The sequence below is a fragment of the Zunongwangia atlantica 22II14-10F7 genome (genome assembly GCF_002094855.1).
Taxonomy (GTDB): Bacteria; Bacteroidota; Bacteroidia; order Flavobacteriales; family Flavobacteriaceae; genus Zunongwangia; species Zunongwangia atlantica.
In genome coordinates this window covers 57,398-76,417 of the sequence record NZ_ARYN01000019.1, presented here as the reverse complement: position 1 = coordinate 76,417, position 19,020 = coordinate 57,398, and the positions used below count along the sequence as shown (strand labels likewise).

The window sequence follows — 19,020 nt, the reverse complement described above, 5'->3', positions numbered from 1 at the left end:
TTAAAAATATTTTTTCTTTTTTTTCGTGATCAAAACTCCCAAAGAACCTCACCGTTAAAGCGGCTGCAAATATACAACTCTTTTTCTTTAACCAGCAAAACTTTTTTAAAGTTTTTTTTACGTTATTTTAAAAGTAAAAACTCAATGAACTTCCCACTATCACTCACCCGAAAGCACCGTTAGCGGGACGCAAAGATACCGGCTTTTTTAATTACAAACCAAATCTTTTTTAAGTTTTTTTTCACACCCTAAAACCCCCTAAAACCTCAATGAACTTCCGCTTTTTAAATACCACCTCAGCGGCTAAGCGGGTGCAAATATAAGCAGCTTTTTTTGTACAAAACAAACTTTCAAATTGATTTTTTTATCAATCTGAAAAACTATTTTATAAAAGCCTGATTTGATTAGAGTTGAGAATAGCTAAATTAAGAAAAAAAATCATTCAGAAAAAGAAAAATGGAAAAAATTATAATACATCCCATTTATCTGTTAGCTCAAGAAAGTCAAAATCCAATGCCGATGGTTGTGGCTCCAGAATTTTATTTTGAAAAGATCGCTGTAAAATGTCTTCTATAATATAATCTTCTTCATTACTTATAGGATCATATTCTTCTTTAAGTGATATCTCAAAAAGACTTGCTGTAGTATTGTACCAAAAAGCCCTCCACCCACTGCGCAACTCTTTTATTAATTCGAATGCTGTTATTCCTGTTTGGCGGTGAATTAGCTTTACCAAAATTTGCCCTTCAGTATGTGTCATCTTCTTTAATTCTTCAGCAAATTGGTCTTCAATATAATTTTGTACAATTTTTGTGTACTTTTTTTGATCTCTTTTAGATTTAATGTCCCCTAGTCTTTCATTAAGAGCTGTTAATCGTTCTGCAGCCAATTTTGCATAAGGGTAAACCTTTCTGGTCTTCCTTCTTAAAATCAAATATCTTCTTCTATCGGTATTATTTTTAAATTGAAGCCGCTTCAGGATCAAAACCTCGTCCAGATCTATACTTTCACGAACTATAGAGTCTCCTGCAATAATCATATATCGTTTATCTTCCTCTTCAGGTTCAGTAATAGTATCTGTTTGTCCCATCATTCCGAAGAAAGGAAACAGGCAGGCAAGAAAAAATAATATTGTTTTCACTCGAGTATTATTCAGCATAAATTAACCTGAAAATTATCTAAAATCATTCCAAAATTAAACAATATCCAATTGTCCTCAATTTAATTCTTACTAAATTCGCTACAAATCAAATATAATATGAGTAAAGAAAGTATTTTAGATCAAGAATCGATCGATTTTCTCGAAAAGTACCTTAATAATGCCTCCCCAACAGGCTATGAATCTGAAGGACAGAAACTTTGGATGGAATATCTTAAACCTTACGTAGATGAGTTTATTACCGATACCTACGGAACTGCCGTTGGCGTTATAAATCCTGAAGCTGAATTTAAAGTAGTAATTGAAGGACATGCTGATGAAATTTCTTGGTATGTAAACTATATTACAGACGACGGACTTATATATGTAATAAGAAATGGTGGTAGTGATCACCAAATTGCAGCTTCTAAACGCGTAAATATCCATACTAAAAAAGGTATCGTAAAAGGTGTTTTTGGATGGCCGGCAATTCACACGCGTAAAAACGAAAAAGAACAATCGCCCAAATTATCGAATATCTGTATCGATGTTGGATGCAGCACTAAAGAAGAAGTTGAAAAACTTGGTGTACACGTAGGTTGCGTTATCACTTATCCTGATGAATTTTTTATTCTGAATGAAAATAAATTTGTTTGTAGAGCTTTAGATAATAGAATTGGAGGTTTTATGGTAGCGCAAGTTGCAAAACTGCTGAAGGAAAATGGTAAAGAACTTCCTTTTGGCCTTTACATTACTAACTCGGTTCAGGAAGAGATTGGTCTTCGCGGTGCTGAAATGATTACCCAGCGCATTAAACCAAACGTTGCTATTGTTACCGATGTTACGCACGACACCACTACCCCAATGATCGACCAAAAATCTAATGGTTTAGCAAAAATTGGTGATGGACCTGTTATTAGCTATGCCCCCGCGGTACAAAATAACTTAAGAGAATTATTAATTGACACTGCAGAGGAAAAAGAAATTCCGTTTCAACGTGCAGCTTCTTCCAGATTCACAGGTACAGATACGGATGCTTTTGCTTACAGCAATGGCGGAGTAGCTTCAGCATTAATTAGCTTGCCTTTACGTTATATGCATACCACGGTAGAAATGGTACATAAAGAGGACGTAGAAAATGTTATAAAACTGATCTACGAAAGTGTTTTAAAAATAAAAAACGGAGAAACTTTTAGTTATTTCGATTAAAAAATTCTTCTCCAAAATACCGAAAAGCTCCTTTTATGGAGCTTTTTTTATTTTTCTTAAGCAAGGTTTCACACATCTTTATTAATTGTAAATCTATTTTACCAGTACCTTTCTATAAAATAAAACTTATGACACTTTCTTCAGAAGATATTAATGTAATACTAGAAGAACCACAAAAAGCTGCTAAATTGGCCAGTCTCACCTATGTTTCTGAACATCATCTTTCAATTAAAAGAAAGAAGGTTGGTCGCGGATTCTCTTATTATAAGAATGAAGAAAGAATTAAAGATATTAAAGTAATAGATCGTATTAAAAAATTAGTAATCCCGCCAGCATGGACGCAGGTTAACATTACACATTTAGAAAAAGGGCATTTGCAAGTTGTAGGCCGCGATGAAAAAGAAAGAAAGCAATATATCTATCATCCATTATGGTCTAAAATAAAAAATGAAACCAAATTTTTTAAAATGTCTGCCTTCGGAAAAAAACTGCCCTTAATAAGAAAGAAAGTTGACAAAGATTTAGATCTTCCGGGAATGTGCAAACAAAAAGTTCTCGCTTTAATTATTAGATTAATGGAAGAAACACACATTAGGATTGGAAACGACTATTATGCGCAAAAAAATAAAACTTACGGTTTATCTACCTTTCGCACAAGGCATGTAAAAACTTATGATGACGAAGTAAAATTTGAATTTGTTGGTAAGAAAGGAAAAGAGCACTCTATAAGTGTTCAGAATAAAAAGTTGATAAAACTTATTAATCAATGCGAAGAGATTCCGGGTTGGGAACTATTCAAATTTTATGATGAAAATGGTGAAAAACATAGTATCGATAGCGGAATGATTAATGACTATATTCACGATGTTGCCGGAGAGTTATTTTCAGCAAAAGATTTTAGAACCTGGGCTGCTTCTAAAATATTCTTTGAAACAGTAATAGAATTAGGTTACATCGAAGATGAAAAAGAAAACAAAAAAACTATCCTCACCTCTTTTGATGCTGCTGCAAGTGGATTAGGAAATACTCGAGCTGTTTGCCGAAGTTACTATGTACATCCAAAAATCGTAGAATCTTACGAGGACGGCAGCATTGTTCCTTACTTTGATAAGTTAAAAAAAGACGATAAAAAAGATTACACCAAACTTTCTGAAACCGAAAAAGTAATGCTCAATCTTATTGAAGATTACGAAATAAGTATATAAAAAAAGCTCCTTATTGGAGCTTTTTTTATAAGGTAATTGATTATTTATTCAGCATAAAACTCAAGCATGGCTACAACATCCTGCTCATCTTTTATCTTATTTTCTTTAAAATAACTTTCCATTTTCGATTTATCTGAAAACAAGTTTTTAAAATCTTTAGCCTTTAATCTTATTTCAGTTAATTTGTTTCCATTCTGAACAAAATATTTCAAATTAGGCTTAATAATATTAGGTTTTCTTTTTTCGTAGCCTGTTGTATACCCACTGTTATCCACAATTTCTAGTTCTGGATATGCAATAAATTTAATTTTATCATCTTCATTATTGTAAAATTCTATATAATAAATATCAAGCGTTTTACCGTTTTTAACATCCTTAACCTCTTTAAGGACATATCTATAATTACCAAAATCATATTTTATATCTGAGACCCTTGGTATAAAACTACTTTTCTCCTGATTTTCATCTAATTTAATTTCCACCAAATTATTAACGTAATTAAATCGCATAAAAACCTCTCGACCATTTTTTTCGTCATCGCTCAAAATCCTACCTTTAACAAAGGTATCTTCTATATATGGAGATCCCTCAAAGTCCACATCAGCTACAACTTTATTCCCAATATTCCTGTAAGGAATACCCGCATTGTAATTTACACCTAGGTTATAAGATGATGATTGAGCGAATGAGCCCATCATCGAAAAAAGCATTACTAATAGAAATATTCTTTTCATAATATATACAATTTTAGTTATTATTTATGTAGTATTTCAGCATCAACACTACATCTGACTCAGTTTTAATTTTATTTTTCTTTATATATGATTGAATCAAATCTTCATCAGCAAAAATCTCCTTAAAGTCTCTATTCTTCAACTTCACCTCTTCTAATGGACCTAAATCTCTTTGGATGTAATAAGTGTAATCGATTCGTAAATTTGCAGGTTTAGGCTTTTGATACCCTGTTTCGGTTGTAGTGGCAGGAGTGAGTTTACCTTCCGGAAAAGCCAAAAAACGTATATTATCCTCGTAAAAATATTCTAAAAAATAACCTTCAAGATTTCCACCTCCTTTTACTCTATAATTATCGATAATATAATTGTAATCACCCATATCATATTTCAAATTCTTTAATTTTGGTAAAATATGGACTTTTTCATCATCCTTATTCAATTTAATTTCTACTACATCTTCTATTGCGTTAAATTTCAAATATGCAGTTTGTGATCTATTTTTATCAACATCTACAATTTTTCCCTGGGTGAATTCATCCTCTACATAAGGAGAACCAGTGTATTCATCAGGGGTCTTAGCCTTAGTAAATATTAACATACCTGTATTTGAGATATTATCAAAATTTTGAGCTATCGAACTTACCCCTATTAAATAAATAAGAATGTATAAAGTTTTTTTCATAATTAAATAATGTTTTAAATTATGATACAAATTTTAAACCAATTTTTTCATTTATATAAATAATTAACAATTTAACTAATATAATATTTTTTTAAGCTTAAACGTTAATTTAAACAAATAAAATTTTATCTAAACTTGTATTACTATATAAGTTTAATTTCATGAAAAACTCCATTGCTCACCGAATAGCCGATTTTTTAAAAGATTTCCCTCCTTTTAATTTTCTTAATGCTGAAGAACTTTTAAATATTTCTCAGGAATCCGAAGTTTTATATATCGATAAAGGGAATATACTTTTTAATGAAGGTGATGATGTACATCAGTTTTTCTATATCGTTCACAAAGGAGCCATCCAGCTTCAAAAATTCCAAAATGAGCAATACGAAACTTTAGACACCTGTGATGAAGGTGATATTTTTGGCCTTCGCCCTTTATTTGCTGAAGAAAACTACATAATGAATGCGATTGCTGAAGAAGAAAGTATAGTTTATGGTATTCCTATTAGTTTATTTAAACCCTTAACAGAATCTAATAAAAAGGTTGGAAACTTCCTTATTCAAAGTTTTGCTACTAATACTCGTAATCCTTACTCAAGAGAAGATAAGGGAAAATTATTTTTTGGTACTCAGGTAGTAGAACCAATAAGTAATAGTCCGCTATTCGAATTGCAGCCAGCTCCTATCATAAGAAAAATTGTAACCACCTCTCCAGAGACAAGCATTAAAAGTGCTGCACAATTAATGAGTAAAAGAAAAGTAGGTTCTATTCTTGTTACAAAAAATGATGTACCTGTGGGTATTCTTACAGATGAAGATTTTCGCAACTCTATTGCCACCGGCCAATATTCTATAGATACTACAGTAGATAAAATTATGAGCTTTCCAGTAATCTGCTATCCTAGAAATGTAACTATTGCACAGGCGCAAATCACTATGATGAAGCATAACATTAACCATATTTGTATTACTGAAGATGGTACTCCCAATACTCGTGTTACCGGAATACTTTCTGAACATGACATTATGGTTTCGCAGGGAAACAGTCCGTCAGTTTTAATGAAAGCAATTCAGCGGTCACATAGCACCAAAGAATTGAAAAAAATAAGAAACAAAATTAATCTATTATTGGGTGGATATATAGAAAATAATATTCCGCTTACACATATTTCCAAATTAATTTTTGAACTTAATGATGCAACGATTAAAAGAGTAATCTCCAGATGTGTTATTAAATTACAACAAGAACCTCCTGTTAATTTTGCCTGGTTAAGCATGGGAAGCCAGGGACGCAAAGAGCAACTTTTACAAACCGATCAAGACAATGCGATCATTTTTGCTGATCCACCAGAAGGGAAATTGGAAGAAACAAGAGACTATTTTTTACAACTAGCCACCAAGGTAAATAAAAGATTAATGATTGTAGGTTACGAATATTGCCCTGCAGATATGATGGCTAAAAATCCACGATGGTGCTTAAGTTTAAGCGAATGGAAAAAACAGGTTTCTAAATGGATAAAACAACCGGGACCAGATGAAATTTTACTTTCTAACATTTTCTTCGATTACGATATTACGTATGGAGACTCCTTATTATCTAATCAACTTTCAGATTATATATTAGGTTTAATAGAAAATAACAAGAAGTTTTTAACGGTAATGGGATCTAACGCGCTTAGAAATCCTTCTCCATTAGGTTTCTTTAGGCAGTTTTTAGTAGAACAGGATGGCGAAAAGAAAGATTTCTTCGACATTAAAAAACGTGGGATACAACCTTTAACTGAAAGTGCCCGACTTTTAATTTTATCCTATAAAATAAAGAATATTAGCAATACAGCAGAGCGTTTTGACCGTCTTGCACAGTTAGAACCTAAAAACAAAGAACTTTTTGAAGGTTGCTCTTATGCCTCTAAAGCTTTAATTAAATTTCGTATTAAACAAGGTCTTCAAAATAGGGATAGTGGCCGTTTTATCGATCTTTCAAAACTAAACAAGGAGGATAAAATGAAATTAAAACGTGCTTTTAAATCGATAAAAGCGGTTCAGGATTTAATTAAAATGAGATTTGAAACTGCAACGGTACTTTAATGATAAACTGGTTTAAAAAAGATGAATCACATTTGCCGGAATACTGGCAAAAATATTCGGCTAAATTCAACAAAAATCAACTGGAACAACTGGTTACTGAAACCACTTTTGTAGTTTTAGATACTGAAACCACCGGATTTGACCAGGAAAAAGATCGAATTTTAAGTATTGGCTGTGTAAAAGTTAAAGACAACAAATTATTGGTTGCAAATAGTTTTGAAATTTATCTGAAACAAGAAAAATTTAATCCCGATACGGTAGAAATTCACGGACTTATTAAACACGAACGCTTTGAAACCTTTACTGAAGAAAAAGCGCTTCAGTTATTCTTAAAATATATAGGTGATTCAATTTTGGTGGCTCATCATGCAGGCTTCGATATTAATATGATTAATGCCGCGATGAAAAGAAACCATCTTCCGAAGCTAAAAAACCGAGTTTTAGACACCGGAGTTTTATACCGAAAAACCAGAATCATTTCCAATTTTATAGATCAGCATAAAAGTTACACTTTAGATGAAGTTGCTTTGGCATACAATATCGATCTTAAAGACCGGCATACCGCCATTGGGGATGCATTTATTACTGCTATTGCTTTTTTAAAAATCCTTGGAAGACTAAAACGCAAAAAACTAAAGGAATTGTTTAAAAAATAAAGTCCGAGTAAAATTACCCGGACTTTTATCTATTTTTAATTCATCTGAAATTTACAAAGCTTCAGCAATAATTGCTTCAACAACTTCAGGATTTAGTAATGTTGAAGTATCTCCTAAATCTGAAGTATCGTTCGAGGCGATTTTACGTAAAATTCGACGCATAATTTTTCCACTTCTTGTTTTAGGCAATCCTTCTACAAACTGAATTTTATCTGGTTTGGCTATTGGCCCAACCTTATCTGCAATTTGCTGATTAATCTCTTTTCTTAAGTTATCACGCTTACGACTTTCTCCAGATTCTTTAAGAATCACAAAAGCATAAAGCGCTTTTCCTTTAACCTCGTGAGGGAAACCAACCACTGCACTTTCGGCAACTGCTGGGTGCTCGTTGATCGCATCTTCAATTGGCGCAGTACCAAGATTATGACCAGAAACAATAATAACATCATCTGTTCTACCTGTAATTCTATAGTAACCAACCTCATCTCTCATCGCGCCATCACCGGTAAAATATTTACCTTCAAAAGTAGAGAAATACGTATCCTTGTAACGTTCGTGATTTCCCCAGACTGTTCTTGCTATCGATGGCCAGGGGAATTTAACACACAACCTACCGTTTACTTGGTTTCCTTTAATTTCTTTCCCATCATCGTCCATTAAACTTGGCTGAATTCCCGGCATTGGTAAAGTAGCATAAGTTGGTTTAGTTGGCGTCACGTAAGGCATAGGTGAAATCATAATTCCTCCTGTTTCGGTTTGCCACCAGGTATCTACAATCGGACTCTGATTTTTACCAATATTATCATTAAACCAGTGCCATGCTTCCTCGTTTATAGGTTCTCCTACAGATCCTAAAACTTTTAAAGAAGAAAGATCATGATTTTCTACAAATTCAATATTACGTTTTGCTAATGCTCTAATCGCGGTTGGTGCTGTATAAAATTGCGTGATTTTATGCTTCTCTACAATTTGCCAAAAGCGACCATGATCTGGATAAGAAGGCACACCTTCAAACATTACCGTTGTAGCTCCGTTTGCTAACGGGCCGTATACAATATAAGAATGCCCAGTGATCCAACCTATATCGGCAGTACACCAGTACACATCACCTTCAGTATAATTAAAAATATTTTTGAAAGTAAATGCTGTATAAACCATATATCCTGCGGTAGTATGCAACATCCCTTTTGGTTTTCCCGTAGATCCAGAAGTATATAAAATAAATAAAGGATCTTCAGCATCTACAATTTCAGGAGCGCATTCGTCTGAAGCTTCTTCCATTAAAGGCTCTAACCATTCGTCACGTCCCTCTTTCATTTCAATTTCTTCACCAGTTCGTTTTACCACTAAAACTGAACTTACATCTGGACAATCCTCTAAAGCTTCATCTACAATATTTTTAAGATTTAATGTTTTAGCACCACGATACGAACCATCTGAAGTGATTAACATCTTGCAATCGGCATCTAGAGTTCTGGTAGCAAGCGCCTTACTTGAAAATCCTGCAAAAACAACCGAGTGGATCGCTCCTATCCTTGCGCAGGCCAAAACAGCATATGCCAGCTCAGGAATCATTGGTAAATAGATACAAACACGGTCTCCTTTCTGGATTCCTTTACTTTTTAAAACGTTTGCGAACTTATTTACTTTTTTATGAAGTTGGTTGTAAGTGATATGTTGCGCCTCATCATTACTGTCATTTGGTTCCCAAATAATCGCAGTTTTCTCACCCCTGGTTAAAAGATGACGATCTATGCAATTTTCTGTAATATTAAGTTTAGCATTTTCAAACCACTTTACTTCTGGTTTTGTAAAATCCCAGCTTAAAACATTATCCCATTTTTTTCTCCATGTAAAATGTTCTTCAGCGATTTCAGCCCAAAAATTTTCTGGCTCACGCACAGATTTTCTGTAAACCTGAAAATACTCTTCCAGATTCTTAATATGATAATTACTCATAATTATTAGTTGGTTGTATGGATTCTTTAATTTTCCCTTAAAACTATTGATTTTTTGCTGATTTTACTTGAACTATTCTATGTTTTTGCAAAATTTTAAGCATAAAAAAAGCGATATGTGTATTAAAACATATCGCTTTTAATTACTATTAGACAGAATACCTACTTTAAATAGGCTATTACATTTTCTTCTACACGTTTTTCGATATTAGAAACATCGGCTTTCTCAAAAGTTTCTCCCGTAATATTTTCGTATAATTCTATATATCGCTCGCTTACTGTTTCGATATATTCATCACTCATAAATGGTACTTCCTGACCTTCTTTTCCTTGAAATCCATTCTGAATTAACCACTGGCGCACAAATTCTTTTGAAAGTTGCTTTTGTGGCTCTCCTTTTCCCTGAAGTTCTTCATAAGTATTTGCATAGAAATATCGTGAAGAATCTGGTGTATGAATTTCATCGATCAAAACGATCTTACCATCTTTAGTTTTTCCAAATTCATATTTGGTATCCACTAAAATAAGGCCTCGTTTTTGTGCAATTTCGGTACCACGCTGAAAAAGTTTTTTCGTGTAATCCTCCAAAACAGCATAATCTTCCGCAGAAACAATTCCGCGTTTTAAAATATCTTCTTTAGAAATATCTTCGTCATGATCTCCCATTTCAGCTTTGGTGGCAGGAGTTATAATTGGTTCAGGAAAACGATCATTTTCTTTCATTCCTTCTGGCATCACTACACCACAAAGCATTCTTTTACCCGCTTTATATTCTCGTGCCGCATGCCCAGAAAGATAACCTCTAATTACCATTTCTACCTTGAATGGCTCGCAAGCTTCGCCTACCGCCACATTAGGATCTGGAGTTGCCTGAAGCCAGTTTGGAACTAAATCTTCAGTATCCTTCATCATCTTGGTAGCGATTTGGTTAAGGATTTGTCCTTTGTAAGGAATTCCTTTTGGCATCACTACATCGAAAGCTGAAAGACGATCTGAAGCGATCATTACCAGTTTATCATTTTCAAAAGCATAAACATCTCTTACCTTTCCTTTATAAACTGATTTTTGTCCAGGAAAATTATAATCTGTCTTAATTAGAGTATTACTCATCTTTGTAAATCGGTTGACTTATTTTACTTAATCGTTGTGTTCTATTGTTTTGTATGCTGCTATGATCTTTTTCACCAATCGGTGACGAATCACATCTTTATCGTCCAAATATACCATTCCTACTCCTTTTACATCTTTTAAAACTAAAAGGGCTTCTTTTAATCCAGAAACAGTTCTTCTTGGTAGATCGATCTGACCTGGATCGCCAGTGATTATGAATTTTGCACTTTTTCCCATTCGGGTTAAAAACATTTTCATTTGCGCATGGGTGGTATTTTGTGCTTCATCTAAAATCACAAAAGCATTATCTAAAGTTCTACCACGCATAAAAGCTAAAGGAGCAATTTGTATCACACCTTTCTCTATAAAAGATTCTAATCGTTCCGCAGGGATCATATCTCGCAAACCATCATAAAGTGGCTGCATGTATGGATCTAATTTTTCCTTTAGATCACCCGGCAAAAATCCAAGATTCTCCCCTGCTTCTACCGCAGGACGAGTAAGAATAATTCTTTTTACCTGTTTTTCTTTTAAAGCTTTAACCGCAAGTGCCACACCCGTATATGTTTTACCAGTTCCGGCAGGACCAATAGCAAATAAAAGATCGTTCTTTTTGCTAAGATCTACCATTTTTCGTTGGTTGGCCGTTTGTGCTTTAATTAGCCTACCGCTAACACCATGCACCAAAACTTCTCCACTTTCTTTAGAAGATTGATAATCTTCTTTGCTTTCACTGGTTAAGACTCGTTCGATCACATTTTCGTCCAGTTTATTAAACTTTCCAAAATGATCGATAAGCATTGTAAATCGCTTATCGAATTCTTCCAGCATTTCTTCATCTCCAAAAACTTTTATTTTACTTCCTCGCGCTACAATTTTTAGCTTCGGAAAATATTTTTTTAAAAGTTCTATATGTTCATTACCCTGCCCAAAGAATTCTCTTGGGCTAATCTCTGAAAGTTCGATAACAAGTTCGTTCAAAAGCGTTTGGTTTTAGTTAAAAGTTGGCAGTTACAAGTATAAACAAGCTAAGGAAAATCCATAAGCTATTTATTGAAAATTTATTTTTTCAAGATAAATCCTGAAGCATTCAATCTCGATTATCGAGTAAAATTCTTGATGCTTAAATTTGTGTTCCTAATATCAGGATGTATTTTTGCAACCTGATTTGTCGCCATATTTTTAGCGCAATTTTAAGGTTCGAAGTACAAAATAAAAGTATCTTCGCTCCTTATACAAACTTAAGGAAATTTAGCCTTTAGAACTTAAAAAAATATTAACAATCACTTATGGCAATCATTACCTTAACAACCGATTTTGGGCAGAAAGATTACTTTGCAGCAGCGGTTAAAGGAGCTATTTACAACGAGCTGGATGATGTTAGGATTGTTGATATTTCGCATTGCATCTCTCCTTTTCATATTAGTGAAGCGAGTTATATCATTAAAAATGCGTACAAAAGCTTTCCAAAAGGAAGTATTCATATTATTGGGATCGATTCAGAATTAACTCCAGAAAATAAACATCTGGCCGTTTTATTGGACGATCATTATTTCCTTTGTGCCAATAATGGTATTTTATCTCTATTAGCTTCAGAAATAAAACCTGAAAAAATTGTAGAGATCAATATCCACGATAAGATCGAAACCAATTTTCCTGTTCTCGATGTTTTTGTAAAAGTAGCCTGCCATATCGCTCGCGGCGGAACTTTAGATGTTATTGGGAAGAATATTCAGGAAATAAGATATCTAAAACAAATCGAGCCATTAATTAATAGCGATAAAAACCAGATTATTGGCCATGTAATTTATATCGATAATTATGGAAATGTGATCACCAACATTTCCAGAAAGTTATTCGAAAATATTGGCAAAGGCCGCCAATTTACTATTAGTGCAAGAATGGTCACTTTTAATAAGGTTTACGAAACCTATAGTGATTGCATTAATTTTAAGATCGAAAAAGATAAACGTGGCGAAGAAGATGGTAAGAAATTGGCCGTTTTTAATTCGGCCGGATATATCGAGCTGGCCATTTATAAAAGTAATCCTTTAACGGTAGGAAGCGCCGCAAGTTTATTTGGATTACAAAATAGAGATACCGTAACTATAAAATTTGAAGCTTATGCTAGTAAGGATCGTAAAGCTGAGCTTTAGCCCAGAAAATATTAATGCGTTTTTGGACATTTTTGAAAATACAAAAGAACAAATTCGCAATTTTAAAGGTTGCCAACATTTAGAATTGCACCGCGATAAGCACAATACTAATCAGTTTTTTACGTATAGCTACTGGGACAATGAAAATGCGCTCGAAAATTATCGAAATTCGGCATTTTTTAAGGTAGTTTGGAGTAACACCAAAATTTTGTTTAACGCAAAACCAGAAGCCTGGAGTATGGATAGACTTTGGGTTTCAGATCAAAATTAGACATTTTTGTTAGCAATTTTAAATAAAGAAATACAATCATTTTTTGCTACGCCAATCGGATATCTTGTAATTGGGATATTTTTGGTGGTAAGCGGTTTGTTTTTGTTCGTTTTTACGGGCGAATACAATATTTTAGATAGCGGTTTTGCGAACATAAAGCCGTTTTTTAATATGGCTCCGTGGATTTTTATCTTTTTGATTCCTGCCATAACCATGAAAAGCTTTTCTGAAGAAAAGAAATTGGGCACCATGGAACTTTTGCTCACCAAACCTTTATCGATCACCAATCTGATATTGGGCAAATATCTTGGGGCTTTAATTTTGGTGATATTAGCGATTATTCCTTCAATAATTTACGTAATTACAATTTCAGAATTAGGCAGAATTCAGGGGAATTTCGATCTGGGAGCAACTCTAGGAAGTTATTTTGGTCTCTTATTTTTAGGTGGTTGTTATACCGCGATCGGGATATTTTCTTCAAGCCTAACCAACAACCAGATCGTTGCGTTTATACTGGCCGTTTTTCTATGTTTTTTAAGCTTCTTTTTATTTGAAGGAATTTCTGGATTTCAGCTTTTTGGAAATTCTGACTACGGAATAGATTACTTCGGAATTAGCTATCACTACCGCAGTATTAGTCGCGGCGTTGTTGATACACGTGATCTTATTTACTTTTTAAGTTTTATTGCATTATTCCTGAAACTTACCCACTTCAGAATAAAAAATCTAAGAAATAACTAATCTTGAAGCAGTTTTCTAAATACAAATCGGTTGTTCTATTTATCGTGATCTTAGTTGCGGTAAACTTTGCTGCTTCACAATATTTTGAACGTTTAGATCTTACCCAGGATAAACGTTATACACTTTCTAAAGCTTCAGAAGAAATTATAGATGATATCGAAGAACCGATTATTATCGATGTCTTTTTAAAAGGAGATTTCCCTTCAGAATTTAAGCGTCTGCAAAACGAAACCCGCCAGATCCTTGAAGAATATGCTGCGAGAAACAGCAATATCGTCTTTAATTTTATAGATCCTTTAGCTGAAGGTGCCAACGCACAACAAGTCGCGCAACAGTTTTATCAGATGGGAATGTCGCCGGCGCGAGTAAATGTGATGGAAAATGGGCAAAATAGCGAAACGATTATTTTTCCCTGGGCAATGGCCAATCTTGGACAAAAATCGGTTAAAATTGGTTTGCTTAAAAATCAATTAGGCAGCAGTGATGAAGACCGGGTAACAAATTCGGTTCAGCAATTAGAATACGCTTTTACAGATGCCATTAGCAAATTAATTTACCCTCGAAAAAAGAAGATCGCAGTAATGCGTGGCAATGGTGAATTGCCAAATCCTAATATTGCAGATTTTGTAAAGACGCTTCAGCAATATTATTTTATGGCGCCGTTTACTTTAGATTCTGCCGCAGTAGATCCACAAAAAACACTTCAGGAATTAAAGGAATATGACCTTATTATTGAAGCAAAACCAACCGAAGCTTATACCGAAAACGAAAAATATATCCTGGATCAATACACCATGAATGGCGGAAAGTCGCTTTGGCTTACCGAAAGTGTTGCGATGGAAAAAGACAGTCTTTTAAACCCCACTGGTGCTGCTTTTGCTTTACCTAAAGATCTTAATTTAGGTGATTTCTTTTTTAGTTATGGGATAAGAATTAATCCCAGTTTGATAAACGATATGTATTCGGCTCCAATTATTTTGGCTACGGGGAGTGGCAACGACACCAGATTTAATCCTTATCCGTGGTTTTATAGTCCGCTTACCTCCTCACCTAACGATCATCCGATTATCAATAATATCGAGGCAGTAAAATTCGATTTTGCAAATCCTATTGATACTTTAAAAAATAGCCTGCAAAAAACAGTATTATTAAGTAGCTCTCCTCGATCTAAAATAGAAGGCACTCCGCGTGAAATTAGTTTAGACATAGTTGGTCAGGAACCAGATATTGCTTCGTATACCGATGGTGAGCAGGCACTGGCTGTTTTATTGGAAGGTGGATTTACTTCAGTTTATAACAATCGCTTAAAACCTTTTGAAATTCAGAATAATTTAAACAAAAGTAAACCTACAGAAATGTTGGTGATTTCAGATGGAGACGTGATTAAAAATGATCTTCAGCAGGGAGCACCGCTAGAGCTTGGATTTCAGAAATACACCGGCACCACTTACGGAAATAAAGAATTTTTACTGAATGCCGTAAACTATATGCTTGATGATCGCGGACTAATGGATATTCGTACCAAAAAAGTGACGATTGCGTTTTTGGATCCGCAGAAAACAGCAGCCGAACGTAACAAATGGCAATTACTAAATATTGCTCTTCCATTATTGATATTGGGCATTTTTGCGCTGCTTTATAACTGGCTTCGCCGAAGAAAATATATCAGGAAGAAATAATTACCTCCAAAAACATCGAATTTCGACATATTAACAATTTAACACTAATATTTTTCAAAAAAAGCCTGTACAAGAGCAGTTTACTTATCAACAAATTCAATTTAATGTTAATAAAAACTCTTTTAAGCTGCTTCAATTTTTATAGGATTCAAATATCTTTGTAAGTGATTCTAATAAATCAATAAAAAGCCAATGAAATTTATTGTATCCAGCAGTTATTTGCTGAAACAGCTTCAGATACTTGGTGGGGTTATTAATAATAACAACACTTTGCCGATATTGGATAATTTCCTTTTTGATTTGAACAATGACGAGTTAACAGTTTCTGCATCAGATTTAGAGACCACCATGTCTGCTAAATTAAATGTAGAATCTGATTCTGAAGGAAAAATCGCTGTACCGGCCAAACTTCTTTTAGATACGTTAAAAACTTTCCCAGAGCAACCATTAACTTTTGTTGCCGAGGATAATCATACGATAGAGCTTAGCTCTAATCACGGTAAATACGCGCTTGCTTATGCCGATGGTGAAGAATTCCCTAATCCTGTAAGTTTGGAAGATCCAAGCAATACAGTGATCGAAGGTGATATTCTTTCTTCTGCTATTAGCAAGACAATTTTTGCATCTGGTAACGATGATCTTCGCCCGGTAATGAGCGGAGTTTTCTTTCAGTTCTCTACAGAAGGTTTAACTTTTGTAGCTACAGATGCGCACAAATTGGTAAAGTATTCTCGCGAAGATGTAACGGCTTCACAAACGGCAGAATTTATTATGCCTAAAAAACCGCTTAATCTTTTAAAAGGAATTTTAGCAGGTAGTGAAAGTGAAGTGCTTATCGAATATAACGAGAGTAACGCCAAATTTACTTTTGATGATACTACATTAATTTGTCGTTTGATCGATGGGAAGTATCCAAATTATGAAGCGGTAATCCCAAAAGAGAATCCAAACAAATTGACTATAGAGCGTAACCAATTTTTAAGTTCTGTAAGAAGGGTTTCTATTTTCTCTAATAAAACAACGCATCAGGTACGTTTAAAGATCGCCGGGGCCGAGTTAAATATCTCTGCGGAAGATGTAGATTACAGCAACAAAGCAGAAGAGCGTTTAACTTGTGGTTACCAGGGTGACGATATGCAAATTGGATTCAACTCGCGTTTTCTTACTGAAATGCTGAATAATTTAAATTCAGATGAAGTACAATTAGAAATGAGTTTACCAAACCGCGCAGGTATTTTAACTCCGGTTGATGGATTAGATCCTGGAGAAAAGATTACCATGTTGGTAATGCCGGTTATGCTGAATAACTAGAAAGTAAATCGGTCTTAAGAAAGAATCCTAATTTTATATAAAATCAAAACCCATTCAGTTTCCTGAATGGGTTTTTTATTTTTCGATTGATGCCTGAAACTAAAGTTGATCTTCAGTTTGATATTCTATAATTATTTGATAATATTTATGGTTAATGGATAATTAGTTGGTTCTCCATTAGATGCTTTAATAGCGTTAATGATAGGGAAAACAAATCCTAAAATTCCTATCAGAATCAATAATATTATTCCAATTCCTATAAAAACCAGTGGGATACAAACTACAGAATAAATAAATAAGCTAATCTGGAAATTCATAATATCTTTCCCCTGATCGTCCATATCCTGAATTTTATCTTTCTGTGTTGCCCATAAAATAAGCGGTACAATAAAACCTCCTATTCCTGTTATAAAATCTAATAGCTGACTCAAATGCATAAGCATTAACATTTGTCTGTCTTCTCGCAAAGCTGTGTACGTTTCCATAATTTTTTGATGGTATTTTGATGGTTAATAAAAGTTCTCTTTAAAAAGGAACTACACTTAAAAGACGAGTATAAAAGAGGTTTGTTACAGTTTTCTTCAAAATTCTTGCATACACGCTTTCTTTGTTATCTTTGCAGGCATGAAATTAAACGATACCATTGTTGCGCTTGCCACGCCTTCTGGAGCGGGAGCCATTGCTGTTATAAGAGTTTCCGGCCCCGAAGCTATTTCGATTGTTGCTCCGCTTTTTAAAGCCAAAAGCCGAAAAAAATTAGAAGAACAGCCTACACATACTCTCCATTTAGGGAATATTGTGGATGGGCAGCGTAATTTAGATGAAGTTTTAGTTTCAGTTTTTAGAGCACCAAAATCTTATACCGGAGAAGAAACTATTGAAATTAGTTGCCATGGTTCGCCATATATTCAGCAGGAAATCATTCAACTTTTAGTAAGAAGTGGTTGCAGATCTGCGGAAGCCGGGGAATTTACGCTTCGGGCATTTCTGAATGCCAAAATGGATTTGAGTCAGGCAGAAGCGGTAGCCGATCTTATTTCTTCTGAAAATGCGGCCTCTCACCAAATGGCAATGCAACAAATGCGTGGAGGTTTTTCTAACGAAATTCAACGTTTACGAGAAGAATTATTGAATTTTGCATCGCTTATCGAATTAGAACTCGATTTTGCTGAAGAAGATGTTGAGTTTGCCAACCGTGATCAATTTAGAGATTTGGTGGCTAGAATCCAGAAAGTACTAAAAAGACTTATCGATTCATTTGCGACCGGAAACGTATTAAAAAATGGAATTCCGGTAGCTATTGTTGGTGAGCCAAATGTTGGAAAATCTACTCTACTAAATGCGTTATTAAATGAAGAAAGAGCAATTGTTTCTGAAATTGCAGGGACTACTCGAGATGTTATAGAGGATGAGTTAGCAATTGGTGGCGTTGGTTTTAGATTTATTGATACGGCGGGAATCCGGGAAACCAAAGATGTAGTAGAAAGCATTGGAATCAAAAAAACCTTCGAAAAAATAGGTCAGGCGCAAGTGGTCATTTATCTATTTGATACTTCAAGATTAAGTAAGATCGAATTTACAGAAGGAAGTGTCGCTAAAGATCAGCTACAAGGCAATGAAACTTCGCTGACTATGATTCAGGTTGAAATTGAAAAAATTAAAAATAAATATCCGCAAAAACCTTTGGTAATTATCGCCAATAAGATCGATCAATTAACTGAAAAACAGATAGAAATTTTAACTTCCAGAATCCCAGACCTTCATTTACTTTCCGCAAAAACAGGTTTGGGTGTTGAAGAATTGAAAGAAAAATTATTGAATTTCGTTAATACTGGTGCGCTTCGAAATAACAACACCATTGTTACCAATAGTCGGCATTATAATGCCCTTTTAAAAGCCCTGGAAGAAATAAACAAAGTTGAAGACGGATTAAATATGGATCTATCTGGTGATCTTTTAGCCATCGATATCCGCCAGGCTTTACATCATTTTGGTGAGATTACCGGCGAAATCACAAATGATGATTTGCTTGGTAATATTTTTGCCAACTTCTGTATCGGGAAATAGGTTTGTTAGTAGTTAGAAG

At 34.2% G+C, this 19,020-nt stretch carries 17 protein-coding genes; 10 read left to right on the top strand and 7 right to left on the bottom strand.

Annotated elements, in window-relative coordinates; all coding sequences use genetic code 11:
- Positions 1–466: 466 nt before the first annotated feature.
- The gene (locus tag IIF7_RS17870; RefSeq protein ID WP_139801355.1) at positions 467–1,093 is read right to left on the bottom strand and encodes a DUF4294 domain-containing protein; all 627 of its coding nucleotides are present in this window, start codon (positions 1,091–1,093) and stop codon (positions 467–469) included.
- A gap of 165 nt (positions 1,094–1,258) precedes the next feature.
- Between IIF7_RS17870 and IIF7_RS17865 the strand changes: the two genes are divergently transcribed.
- Positions 1,259–2,347: a M42 family metallopeptidase gene (locus IIF7_RS17865; protein WP_084843048.1), complete on the top strand. Its 1,089-nt coding sequence runs from the start codon at positions 1,259–1,261 to the stop codon at positions 2,345–2,347.
- Between the two features lie 128 nt (positions 2,348–2,475).
- Entirely contained in the window at positions 2,476–3,552 is a 1,077-nt protein-coding gene (locus IIF7_RS17860; RefSeq protein WP_084843050.1) for a DNA topoisomerase IB, read from the top strand.
- A gap of 44 nt (positions 3,553–3,596) precedes the next feature.
- On the opposite strand, the gene IIF7_RS17855 is transcribed toward IIF7_RS17860, so the two are convergent.
- Entirely contained in the window at positions 3,597–4,286 is a 690-nt protein-coding gene (locus IIF7_RS17855; protein ID WP_084843047.1) for a hypothetical protein, read from the bottom strand.
- A 13-nt stretch (positions 4,287–4,299) separates the two neighbouring features.
- Positions 4,300–4,968: a hypothetical protein gene (locus IIF7_RS17850; protein WP_084843046.1), complete on the bottom strand. Its 669-nt coding sequence runs from the start codon at positions 4,966–4,968 to the stop codon at positions 4,300–4,302.
- A gap of 161 nt (positions 4,969–5,129) precedes the next feature.
- Here IIF7_RS17850 and IIF7_RS17845 point away from each other — a divergent pair, with 161 nt between their 5' ends.
- Positions 5,130–7,052: a DUF294 nucleotidyltransferase-like domain-containing protein gene (locus tag IIF7_RS17845; RefSeq protein ID WP_084843045.1), complete on the top strand. Its 1,923-nt coding sequence runs from the start codon at positions 5,130–5,132 to the stop codon at positions 7,050–7,052.
- On the top strand, positions 7,052–7,708 hold the full coding sequence (locus IIF7_RS17840) for a 3'-5' exonuclease (protein ID WP_084843044.1): 657 nt from the start codon (positions 7,052–7,054) through the stop codon (positions 7,706–7,708). The genes IIF7_RS17845 and IIF7_RS17840 overlap by 1 nt, the downstream gene beginning before the upstream one ends.
- A 51-nt stretch (positions 7,709–7,759) precedes the next feature.
- Here IIF7_RS17840 and acs read toward each other — a convergent pair whose 3' ends face one another.
- The 3 genes from acs to IIF7_RS17825 form a co-directional block, all read right to left on the bottom strand.
- Positions 7,760–9,667, bottom strand: coding sequence for an acetate--CoA ligase (gene acs / locus IIF7_RS17835; protein ID WP_084843043.1), 1,908 nt, complete (start codon positions 9,665–9,667; stop codon positions 7,760–7,762).
- Between the two features lie 161 nt (positions 9,668–9,828).
- Positions 9,829–10,776, bottom strand: a complete 948-nt coding sequence (locus IIF7_RS17830) for a phosphoribosylaminoimidazolesuccinocarboxamide synthase (RefSeq protein ID WP_084843042.1) — start codon at positions 10,774–10,776, stop codon at positions 9,829–9,831.
- 27 nt (positions 10,777–10,803) lie between these two features.
- Positions 10,804–11,757: a PhoH family protein gene (locus tag IIF7_RS17825; protein ID WP_084843041.1), complete on the bottom strand. Its 954-nt coding sequence runs from the start codon at positions 11,755–11,757 to the stop codon at positions 10,804–10,806.
- A gap of 308 nt (positions 11,758–12,065) precedes the next feature.
- On the opposite strand from IIF7_RS17825, the gene IIF7_RS17820 reads away from it, so the two are divergent.
- The 5 genes from IIF7_RS17820 (at position 12,066) to dnaN (ending at position 16,934) form a co-directional block, all read left to right on the top strand.
- On the top strand, positions 12,066–12,932 hold the full coding sequence (locus tag IIF7_RS17820) for an SAM hydrolase/SAM-dependent halogenase family protein (protein WP_084843040.1): 867 nt from the start codon (positions 12,066–12,068) through the stop codon (positions 12,930–12,932).
- Complete coding sequence (locus IIF7_RS17815; protein WP_084843039.1) at positions 12,901–13,203, top strand: putative quinol monooxygenase; 303 nt, start codon at positions 12,901–12,903, stop codon at positions 13,201–13,203. The genes IIF7_RS17820 and IIF7_RS17815 overlap by 32 nt, the downstream gene beginning before the upstream one ends.
- 6 nt (positions 13,204–13,209) lie before the next feature.
- Positions 13,210–13,944 carry a gliding motility-associated ABC transporter permease subunit GldF gene (gene gldF / locus IIF7_RS17810; protein ID WP_084843038.1) on the top strand — a complete coding sequence of 245 codons (735 nt, stop codon included), beginning with the start codon at positions 13,210–13,212 and terminating at the stop codon, positions 13,942–13,944.
- A 2-nt stretch (positions 13,945–13,946) separates the two neighbouring features.
- A complete protein-coding gene (gldG, locus tag IIF7_RS17805) occupies positions 13,947–15,623 on the top strand; it encodes a gliding motility-associated ABC transporter substrate-binding protein GldG (RefSeq protein WP_084843037.1) in 1,677 nt (558 codons plus the stop codon).
- A 192-nt stretch (positions 15,624–15,815) separates the two neighbouring features.
- Positions 15,816–16,934, top strand: a complete 1,119-nt coding sequence (gene dnaN / locus IIF7_RS17800) for a DNA polymerase III subunit beta (RefSeq protein ID WP_013071264.1) — start codon at positions 15,816–15,818, stop codon at positions 16,932–16,934.
- 131 nt (positions 16,935–17,065) lie between these two features.
- Here the strand turns inward: dnaN and IIF7_RS17795 are convergent, their stop codons facing one another.
- The gene (locus IIF7_RS17795; protein WP_084843036.1) at positions 17,066–17,419 is read right to left on the bottom strand and encodes a DUF4870 domain-containing protein; all 354 of its coding nucleotides are present in this window, start codon (positions 17,417–17,419) and stop codon (positions 17,066–17,068) included.
- Positions 17,420–17,558: 139 nt separating this feature from the next.
- On the opposite strand from IIF7_RS17795, the gene mnmE reads away from it, so the two are divergent.
- The gene (gene mnmE, locus IIF7_RS17790; protein ID WP_084843035.1) at positions 17,559–19,001 is read left to right on the top strand and encodes a tRNA uridine-5-carboxymethylaminomethyl(34) synthesis GTPase MnmE; all 1,443 of its coding nucleotides are present in this window, start codon (positions 17,559–17,561) and stop codon (positions 18,999–19,001) included.
- Positions 19,002–19,020 lie beyond the last annotated feature (19 nt).